We start from the raw sequence: 9,589 nt of genomic DNA, 5'->3' as shown, positions 1-9,589 counted from the left end.
ACAGTACCGCCATTGGCACAGGTCGCCGGATTTCCATCAATCGGGATGCTTACCGAGAAAATGCCGGTGGGCGTGAACCAGAAGACCCGGCCCTTGTCATCTTGCGTTCCGGTACCATGGCCGAGCGCGCCCAGTGTGGCGTCGTAAAAGGCCTTCGATTCGCCGAGGTCGTTTGCCCCCAGCATGATATGGCTAAACATAGTCTCTCTCCTTTGTTAAAACTTCAGAACACCACCACGCTGCGGATGCTCTTGCCAGCATGCATCAGGTCGAAGGCGGTGTTGATCTCTTCAAGACCCATCACATGGGTGATCATCGGGTCAATTTCGATCTTGCCCTGCATGTACATGTCGACGATCTTGGGTACGTCGGTGCGCCCCTTGGCCCCGCCAAAGGCAGTGCCTCGCCAGTTGCGCCCTGTGACGAGCTGGAACGGGCGGGTGGCGATTTCCTTGCCGGCTTCGGCCACACCGATGATGATCGAGGTGCCCCAGCCGCGATGGCAAGCTTCGAGCGCGGTGCGCATCACGTCGGTATTGCCGGTGGCATCGAAGGTGTAATCCGCCCCGCCGTCGGTCATCTCGACAATCTTCGCGACCACATCCTCTCGGCTCATACCCTTTGAATTGAGGAAGGCGGTCATGCCGAACTTGCGGCCCCATTCCTCACGGTCGGGGTTGATATCGACGCCGATGATCGCGTTGGCACCGGCAAGCCGTGCGCCCTGGATTACGTTCAGCCCAATGCCACCGAGGCCAAAGACCACGACATTGTCGCCCACCTGTACCTTCGCAGTGTTGATCACAGCACCAACGCCGGTGGTCACGCCGCAGCCGATATAGCAGCTGGTCTGGAATGGTGCGTCCTCGCGGATTTTGGCAACCGCGATTTCGGGCAGCACCGTAAAGTTGGAGAATGTCGAGCAGCCCATATAGTGATAGATGGGCTGGCCCTTATAGCTGAAGCGCGTGGTGCCATCGGGCATCAGGCCCTTGCCCTGCGTGGCGCGGATCGCGGTGCACAGGTTGGTCTTGCCCGAAAGGCAGCTTTTGCACTGGCGGCATTCGGGGGTGTAGAGCGGGATGACATGGTCGCCGGCTTTGACCGAGGTAACGCCCGCGCCGACTTCGCGTACCACGCCCGCGCCTTCATGGCCCAAAACGCTCGGGAAAATCCCCTCGCTGTCAAAGCCGTCGAGCGTATAGGCATCGGTGTGGCAAATGCCGGTGGCCATGATCTCGACCAGCACTTCGCCCGCCTTGGGGCCTTCAAGGTCAAGCTCGACAATTTCGAGCGGTTTCTTGGCTTCAAAGGCGACGGCAGCGCGGGTTTTCATTTTCGGGACTCTCCTTGGACTTGCAGGTGGCTATGCCGATTCCATGGGGCACCTGCAAGTCTCTCGGAGCGCCTATTATATGGATTCAGCGCGTCTCCCATCGCAGCCGGATAAAGGCCGAACGCCCCGCACCCGGCAGACGTGCCCCCAACGCTACGTCAGAGCCGCTGTTGCGATTATATCCGGCCAGATGCTCGGTATAATATTTGTCGAACAGATTTTCGACGCCGGCATCAAGACGCAAGCCGTCGTGCAATATCCAGTGCCCAAACAGGTTAAAGGTTACATAGCCTTGGCTCGGAACTTCGCCGTTGGTGGCAGAAACCTTGCGCTGCTTGGCAACCTTGAGGGCTTCTCCAGTCAGCGACCAGCGATCGGCTTCCCATGCGAGGGCGAGCCGCACATTGGCTGGCGCAATGCGGTATAGATTGTCCGATATGTCCCGCCGCTTGCCGCGTACAAAACTGGCGACGCCATCCAACCTCAACGGCCCCGAAATCCGCGTGCCGAATGCAACGTCGGCGCCGTAAATTTCGGCGTCAACATTGGTGAAGCGCAACGGTGTGGAATCGCCGCTCGCCGCCGATACCATTTCGACCGGTGTATCAAGCACACCGGGGGTGGCATCAAAGGGAACGCCCTGAATGAAATCCTCAAGACGGCGATAATAGATCAGCGGTCGAGCATAGGCCGTCTCGCTTTTCCAGTCGAATCCCGCCTCGAAAAGCCATGCTTTCTCGATCTTGAGTGCCGACGATCCGACATAGATATTGCCATCGGCCAAACCGCCGCTGGCTTCGGTTGGAAGCCATGCGAAGCGCTCAACCAAACTCGGCGCGCGAGTCTTGCGGGCGAGCGTGAAGCGCGGCGTTATTTCTCCCAAATCTGCGGAGAGACGCAACGCCGCATCGACCGAGGTAGCAGACCATTCCCTGTCGGCGTTGGCAAAAGCGCGCGCGAGAGTGGCTGGCCCCATGGGCACTCCCGGTCCGAAGCGCGGCGCTTCGGTGCTGGCGCCATGGCGATCGACCCGAAAACCCAACTCTGCGTCAACTATTCCCAGCGCCGCTCTGGCTTCGGCAAATGCGCCGATGCGATCACTTTTCGCCCGATCAAGCGGGTGGATGAAGAAGGTGGGCGACAACGGGTTATAGAGCATGAATCCTTTGTCGATCGCTTCGAAATCGCCCCCAATGCGGATGTGCCGGTCGGAGCTTCCAAAGCGCAGGGAAAGACCCGCACCCATTGTATCGGCATAAGTATCGGACTGGCGTGTCGCCGCCACTGTCGGCGTCGGGCGCAAGGCGAAGTTGTTCATTCGGTGCTCTACACCTGAATAATCAGCATGCGCTTCAAGTGTCAGGTCGGACGCCAATTCGCCCTCAAATCCTGCGCGCAGGAAATCGGTGTGGAAGTAGATGATATCCATCGCAAAAGGCGGGTTGCCGGAACGCCCGGTATCCTGCCGCCGATATTCCAGCGAGATTTCACCGAGCCCCGTCTGGAATCCGGCATGTACACCATAAACCGCGCGTTCGAAGCTGGTTCCTCCGCCCCGCCCATGGGGAAAGCGCATGTCATCGCCCTTCTCCCACGATGCGATCGCTCCCAATCGTACCCGGTCATTGGCAAGACCAGCCATGCCACCGATAGCAACGCTGTCATCGACGCTGCGATATTGTGCTGAAACATCAATCTGAGGTGCCAGCGCACCGGCTTCACCAAAACGTGTCTTTTTCAACACTGCGTTAACACCGCCACCAAAACCGGGGCCATCGCGGACGGGAGAGGCGCCGCGGGCAATCTCGACCCGGTCGATCAGCGCCATTGGCGCATAATGCATAGCGGGATCCATTGCATTGGGCCCGCCGGTTGCGAAATGCTGGCCATTGATACGCAGCGCTATACGCTCTCCAAACAGCCCACGCATCTGCACCTGGCCAGATAGAGCTCCATTATCGACCAAGGCCATTCCGGGCTGGCGCGCAATGAAAGCCGCGGCATCAGGGCCGGTCGCCAATTCTTCTTCGGCTTCACGGTCAAGGTTGAGCGCGGTTGTGCGCTGTGCGGTGACGATGATGAGATTACCATCGGTCGGATCAGTTTGCTGCGCAAAAGCGGGGCAAACAGACGCGATCGCCGCAAGCGCGGTCGCTACAAAAAATCGGGTTTTCATTTTCTAATCTTTCAAATTCGGGTGTTCAGCCAACCAGCATCCGCAGCTTATCCAGCGCGGTTGCTTCGGCTTCATGGTGATCGATGATCGACGATAGCCGTCCCCGGGCATCCATCAGGAAAATGCCGGCGGTATGGTCGATCGTGTAATCGCCATCCGGTTTGCTGGGGTCCAGAGGCACCTTTTTGACATAAACGCCAAAACCTTTGCGGATTTGGGCGAGTTGCGCATCGGTGCCGGTCGCCGCGATAATTGGGGTGCCGAAAATCTCGGTATAGGCGCCGATATCTGCAGGCTTGTCGCGATCAGGATCGACAGAGACGAAAACGATATCGAATTTGTTCCCATCGGCACCCAGTTTTTTGCGCCACAATGCCAGTCGTGACAGTGTTGTCGGGCAGACGTCTGGGCAGCGGGTGAAGCCGAAGAAGATCGCATACGGGCGGCCAGAGAGCGATTTGTCTGTCAGCACAGAACCATCTGCCCGGGCCAGCTCGAACGGCCCGCCAAAGGGCAAGGCGGCGACGGTTGATGCGGACTTCTCGGCACCCTTCTTCTCAAGGCCGAGATACAGTAGGCCGCCCAGCACGACTGCAACAATTGCCATAACCCATAGCAATTTGCGGATCGCCCCTGTACCTTCGGCTTGGCTTTGATCAATGTCCGGCATGGCCAGCCTCCATCGGTGCGGTCGAACCAACCGGTTGCACGGCGAAGGTCACCTGCACCGAACCCGCACGGGCGAATTTCAATGTGGCGGGGATTTTGGCGCCCTGCTTGAAAGGCTTTTTCAGGCCTATAAACATGAGGTGCAAACCGCCGGGTTTCAGCTCGACTGACTGACCGGCGGGAATAGCGATGCCGTCTTTGAGCTGGCGCATTCGCATCACGCCGCCGTCCATGCTCATGGTATGAATCTGGACTTCGGTTGCTGATGGCGATGTGGCCGAAACCAGTCGATCACTGACATTGCCGTTGTTGCGGATGGTCAGGAAGCCGCCACCTACGGTTTGCGTAGCTGCGGTTTCGCGCGTCCACGGATGGCCAATCGCGATCTTGCCGACGGAAAAATTGTGGGCGAGAACCGGCGCAGCTAGCGCAAATAATGCAATCCCGGCGAGCGGATAAATATTGGTCGATTTCATATTGGATACTCCGGATATGCCAACCCGCCCCTTTTACAGGCGGATCAGCAAAGCTGACTATTCGGGTGGAAAAGTCAGGCCAGAGCCGGAGGCCCGCGCAAGGGCGGGCGAAGAAAGTTGCTTTGTTGTAGAAGGATTGGCGGCGTAGGCGCAAAGCCCAGCGCAAGAATGAACAGCAAGGCCGCGGCGAGCAAAGGCGCATCCACCCCACTCATAGCCGCCATCGAAGTCGCCGAGTAAGCGCAGGCCTTCCCGGATCGCGCGGAATCCTGGCCATCATGCGAGCCGGGTTTCATCGGGACGGTGATCGCCCGACTTTGCATCTCGCCGCTGCCATCGGCGCAAACCATGACAGTGAAGGTCTTGCCCGACTGTCCAACCATATAGCCCATCGGCACCACCGCTTTTGCCAGCAAAGCCAATATAACCAACAGCATGGCCAGCCGGTAATGGGTGCGCAAAAAGAGTCGCAAGGCGAACATGGTAAGGCCCCTAAGCCGAAGTTTCGGCTCTGTCAGCCCCATTGCGCAATCCAGTATTGATCTGGGGCAATTAACGGGGCGAATAATGGCGGAGACGGAGGGATTCGAAAAGGAGTCCTAATATTCAGATAAATAATTATAATGTCAAACTAAGGCTGATAAAATGCCCCAAATTCTGCCCCCAAATATCGCTGTAGGAAACAACTAGCGGGAGGCGTTTTGATATCCGAGTCCATATCCGTAAGGAAACAGGGCTCCATCGGCAGTCTCAGCGTATCCCGGCGCATCTGAGTGTTGATTGGTAACCGAGCTCCTCGACCTTGGCAGTGCAAAGGGAAGTCGCCCGCCTGGAGCGGCAACCCCGAAAATGACATCGAGCAAGGCCCGGTCACTCACTCCGAAATTGGCAATGAGCGCACCTGCCTCTTTCACGCCGCTTTCGTCATCGAGCACAAAGGGGTGACGGAAGTAGACCGAAATCACGACCTTTCCGGGATTTCCCGCTTCGCGCATTGCGGCTTGGATATCCGAAAGCGACGGGGTCATCGACCAGCTTTGGGCGTTGGCGATGTCGGATAGGGCTAGCAGGTTGGACTCCCACGGAAAGGCGCCGCCGAAAATCAGGCCGCTGTCTAGGCAACCGTCGGCGCTTTCCGCAAGGCTGGGCTTTTCCGGCTCGTAAACGCACGGGTCCTGCGCGCCCCATGTGGTTTGGCGCTTTCCGCTGCGCGGGTCGATCAGGGGAAATTCGGGAGCGACCACTTTCGCACCCGTCGCGGCATCATTCGACCGATAGGTGCGTGCACCCGCATTATTGATCATGATTTTTATAAGGACAGCATCGGTATCACTCGGAACGGGCGGGCGCTTTTCTACATTGCCATCGGTGACCATGATGCTGCGGCCAGTGATATCATTTGCCTTAAAGCCCAACGTATAGACTTTACTGCCGGTCTTCAGGGGAAGCAGCCTATTTCGGTTTTGCAACAGCACGATCGATTTTCGCTGGATATCGAGGCCCAGCGCGCGGTTCTCCGGCTTGCCAATTTTCAAAGCGGCAGCGTCAGCTTCGACATAGGGATTTTCGAACAGGCCAAGCTGGAACTGTTCAACCAACAGCCGCGTCACCGCCGGGTCGATATGCTTGCGTTCATCGAGCAAGCCTGCCGACACCAGATCGGTAATCGTTTTGTTGACGCTGAATTCCGACAACACATCTGTGCCGCTTTTGATTGCAATCGCGGTGCGGTCTGCGGGGCCGAATGGTTTGCCCGTTGCCGGATTGTTACGATAGCTTTCCAGCCCCCAGCCGCGGTTCTCGATGACGCCGCTGTCCGAATTGACATAGCCCTTGAAGCCCAGTTTCTTGCGCAGCAGATCGGTGACGATCTGCTTTGAAAAGGCCATGCCGAATTCATCATATTTGACGCCCTGATAGGTCACGCCAATTGGCACGCCATAATAAGGCATGATCGACGAAACACCGCCTTCAATTGCTGCCCTGAAGGGTTTCAGATGGTAGCCGAAACCATATTTTCCGCTCGGGTCGGTATAAATCTGGTTCTTGCCAAAGGTGTAATGCGGATCCCATCCCATTTCCTGTGGTCCGCCGCCGGGGAAATGCTTCAACGTCAAGGCAACGGCAGATTGTGGCGAAAGCGATGTCCCGCCTTTGCGCACTGGCCCTTGCAAACCAAACACGAGTTCGCGGACGATGTCCGTCATCAGATCGGCGTCTTCGGTAAAGGTTTCGTGCGCCCGTGCCCAGCGTGGTTCGGTGGTCAGGTCGGCCATATAGCCATACATTCCGCGCAGGCCGATGGCTTTCCATTCTTCTGCCATCACACCGGTGAATTCGCGGATGATCCGCATATCGCCTTTGAGATTGGCGGGGGTCGCCCCAACGGGAGTCACCGGCGGGCCGGCACCTAGTGCGGCTGCGGCAAGACCCGCTTCCTTGGGGAATTCGGTGAAGGCCCCAGCACCTGCTGCGATACCGAACATCGGGTTGGTTTCGACATGGTTGCGCGCATTGTCTTTGAACAGACCGGGGATGCCCAGTCGCCCGGCCTCGAGGCGTTCCTGCACGGCGTTGGTAAAGCTCGCCATCTGCTGCGGCGTCTGGGCATAGCCGCCACGCAGGGCAAAGCCGGTGAGCTTGACGCTACAGTCGGGCGCCGTTCCAGTCACTTTTGAGCGTAGGATGAAGCGCGTCATTTTCTGGTTGTCGATCAGGTCACGTCCGCGTTCCGATATGCCGCCGCCACAATCGGGATTATTGGTCGCGATCAGCATCATACCCGCTTTCTCAGCGAGCGTCATGCGGCGGACCAGATCGATCGCCCGCTTTCTGGCGGGGAGGCGCCAGTCTTCGTAAGTGTCCAGAAGACCATTGGCGTTAAGGTCTTTGAAGCGCAGCCCTTTGGCGGTGATGATTGGCTTTGCGCGCACGCCCAGTTCGGGTTGTGCAGGAGCCGCAAGCAAGGGTGTCGTAAAAACGGCCACCAGCAACCCGGTCAATGCCTTGCGCATCCTCGCCTCCGTCAATTCAAAGCTGAAACAATACAGTCCCGGTCCGCAGGGCTTGGAGACCAGTCGCTAGCCATTGGACCATTGCTATCAAACAATGCCGCGCAGATGCCTTCCACTCCCGCATCATCCCATTTGGCTTTGAGAATACCCGCCAGTGGATCGTCTACGGGGCCGTTATCGCCTCGAACATGGCGGAGCCACGCGGCGAGCGCTGTCAATATGGCCGGACATTGCCGATCTTGCTTCTGGTGAAAGGCAAGCGTTTCCAACCATCGTTGCGGAATTTTCTGGCTGCCATCCATCGCGATCTGGATCAGACGGTGGTTGAGCGCGGGGTTTTTGAACCGATCGATCAGGGCATTGGCATAAGCGTTGAGGTCTTGGCCCGACGCGGGTGTTAGGCTCGGAGCTGCCTCGTCACGCATCAGGCGGTCGATTAACGTCGTGAGTTCGGGGTCGGCGATCGCCTGGTGAACAAATTCATGCCCGCGCTGCAGCCCTAGATAGGCGAGCGCGGAATGGGCTCCATTGAGCATGCGCAGTTTGGCAGCTTCATAAGCATGAACGTCAGAGGTGATCTGTGCGCCATGCGCTTCCCAATCGGGGCGCGGGCCTGCGAACCTGTCTTCGATCACCCACTGACTGAACGGTTCGGTGACCACCGCGGCTTCGTCGCGCATGCCAATGAGCGCTTCGATCTGTTGCCGGTCTGCATCGGTTGTCGCCGGAACGATACGATCAACCATGGTCGAGGGGCAGGCGCACTCCGCCTTGAACCAGTCGACAAGATCGGGCGCATGGGCGGATAGATATTCGGCAATCAACCGTTCGAGCTGCGCGCCATTGCCCGCCAGATTGTCGCAACTGAGCAGCGTCAGGCCGGATAGCCGGGCTTCCTTGCGGCGAGCAAAGGCTGCGGCCAGATAGGCATAAGCCGAGCGGTCATCGGCGAGCGCAAGGTCGAGCGAGCCATCGGGTGCGCGGCAATAGCCCTTTTCGGTGATGGTAAAGCTGGCGATATGGGTGGTGGCGGCAGCGAGCGTTGCAACCAACCGCTCCCGTTCCTCCGAGGCAACGAGCACGTCGGCGACAGCCTCGATCATCCGCGCCTTACTCCCGACAGCGCTTCGCTCGACGAGCGTATAAAGTCCATCCTGCGTACGCATTTGGTCGCGAACCGCTGGCGATCGCAGCGAGACGCCCAAGATGCGCCAATCGCCGTGGTCGGCTGCCATCGCATCATCGGTATAGGCGGCCATGTGCGCGCGGTGGAATGCGCCCATCCCGAAATGGACAATGCCGATCCCTCGCCCTTCACGGTTATAGCCGGGGCGGGCGACGCTTTCAGGGAGCGCGCCAAGATGGGCTAGCGACAGTCTCACAGCTTATACGCTGCCTTTGCCAGATTATAGCTGAGGTCGACGGCCAGTTCGGCGGCCTCCCATTCTTCCATCCGGTGTTCAACTACCAGTTGCGCAAGCCAGCTGCAGTCCATCCGTCGCGCGACATCATGTCGAGCGGGTATCGATAGGAAGGCACGCGTATCATCATTGAAACCAACGGTGTTGTAAAAGCCTGCGGTTTCAGTCGTCATCTCTCGGAAGCGCCGCATGCCTTCGGGGCTGTCGTTGAACCACCAAGCAGGACCAAGCTTCATTGCCGGATAGTGCCCGGCAAGTGGAGCCAGTTCGCGCGCATAGCTCGTCTCGTCGAGCGTGAAGACAATGAAGCTGAAATCGGGGTTGTTGCCATATTTGGAGAGCAACGGGCGCAGCGCGTGGACATATTCACACGGGAGCGGGATGTCCGCGCCCTTGTCGCGCCCGAAACGTTCAAAGATGGCTGGATTGTGGTTGCGATAGACCCCGGGGGGGAGCTGCACCCCCAGCCCGTCCTGGACGCTCACCCCCGCCATTTC

General features: G+C 58.4%; 8 protein-coding genes and 1 pseudogene. All 9 read right to left on the bottom strand.

The annotated features are described in order from the left end of the window. Positions 1–200: pseudogene (locus Q0239_RS07165) on the bottom strand (VOC family protein); the annotation flags it as partial. A 23-nt stretch (positions 201–223) separates the two neighbouring features. Beyond that, positions 224–1,336, bottom strand: coding sequence for an S-(hydroxymethyl)glutathione dehydrogenase/class III alcohol dehydrogenase (locus tag Q0239_RS07160; RefSeq protein ID WP_298600469.1), 1,113 nt, complete (start codon positions 1,334–1,336; stop codon positions 224–226). Between the two features lie 85 nt (positions 1,337–1,421). Beyond that, positions 1,422–3,512, bottom strand: a complete 2,091-nt coding sequence (locus Q0239_RS07155; RefSeq protein WP_298600466.1) for a TonB-dependent receptor — start codon at positions 3,510–3,512, stop codon at positions 1,422–1,424. Positions 3,513–3,537: 25 nt separating this feature from the next. After that, positions 3,538–4,182: an SCO family protein gene (locus Q0239_RS07150; protein ID WP_298600463.1), complete on the bottom strand. Its 645-nt coding sequence runs from the start codon at positions 4,180–4,182 to the stop codon at positions 3,538–3,540. Then, the gene (locus Q0239_RS07145; RefSeq protein WP_298600461.1) at positions 4,169–4,657 is read right to left on the bottom strand and encodes a copper chaperone PCu(A)C; all 489 of its coding nucleotides are present in this window, start codon (positions 4,655–4,657) and stop codon (positions 4,169–4,171) included. Before Q0239_RS07145 ends, Q0239_RS07150 begins: the two co-directional genes overlap by 14 nt. A gap of 74 nt (positions 4,658–4,731) precedes the next feature. Then, a complete protein-coding gene (locus Q0239_RS07140; protein WP_298600459.1) occupies positions 4,732–5,094 on the bottom strand; it encodes a DUF2946 family protein in 363 nt (120 codons plus the stop codon). 249 nt (positions 5,095–5,343) lie between these two features. After that, a complete protein-coding gene (locus Q0239_RS07135) occupies positions 5,344–7,671 on the bottom strand; it encodes a glycoside hydrolase family 3 N-terminal domain-containing protein (protein ID WP_298600457.1) in 2,328 nt (775 codons plus the stop codon). 11 nt (positions 7,672–7,682) lie between these two features. After that, a complete protein-coding gene (locus Q0239_RS07130; RefSeq protein ID WP_298600454.1) occupies positions 7,683–9,053 on the bottom strand; it encodes a mannitol dehydrogenase family protein in 1,371 nt (456 codons plus the stop codon). Next, a partial coding sequence (locus tag Q0239_RS07125; protein ID WP_298600451.1) for a glucuronate isomerase occupies positions 9,050–9,589 on the bottom strand: 540 nt, incomplete at its 5' end. The genes Q0239_RS07130 and Q0239_RS07125, both read right to left, overlap by 4 nt.

This window comes from uncultured Sphingorhabdus sp., from assembly GCF_937872355.1.
Classification (GTDB): domain Bacteria; phylum Pseudomonadota; class Alphaproteobacteria; order Sphingomonadales; family Sphingomonadaceae; genus Sphingorhabdus_B.
Note: the sequence above shows the minus strand (reverse complement) of the source record. Positions and strands in the feature narration are given on the sequence as shown.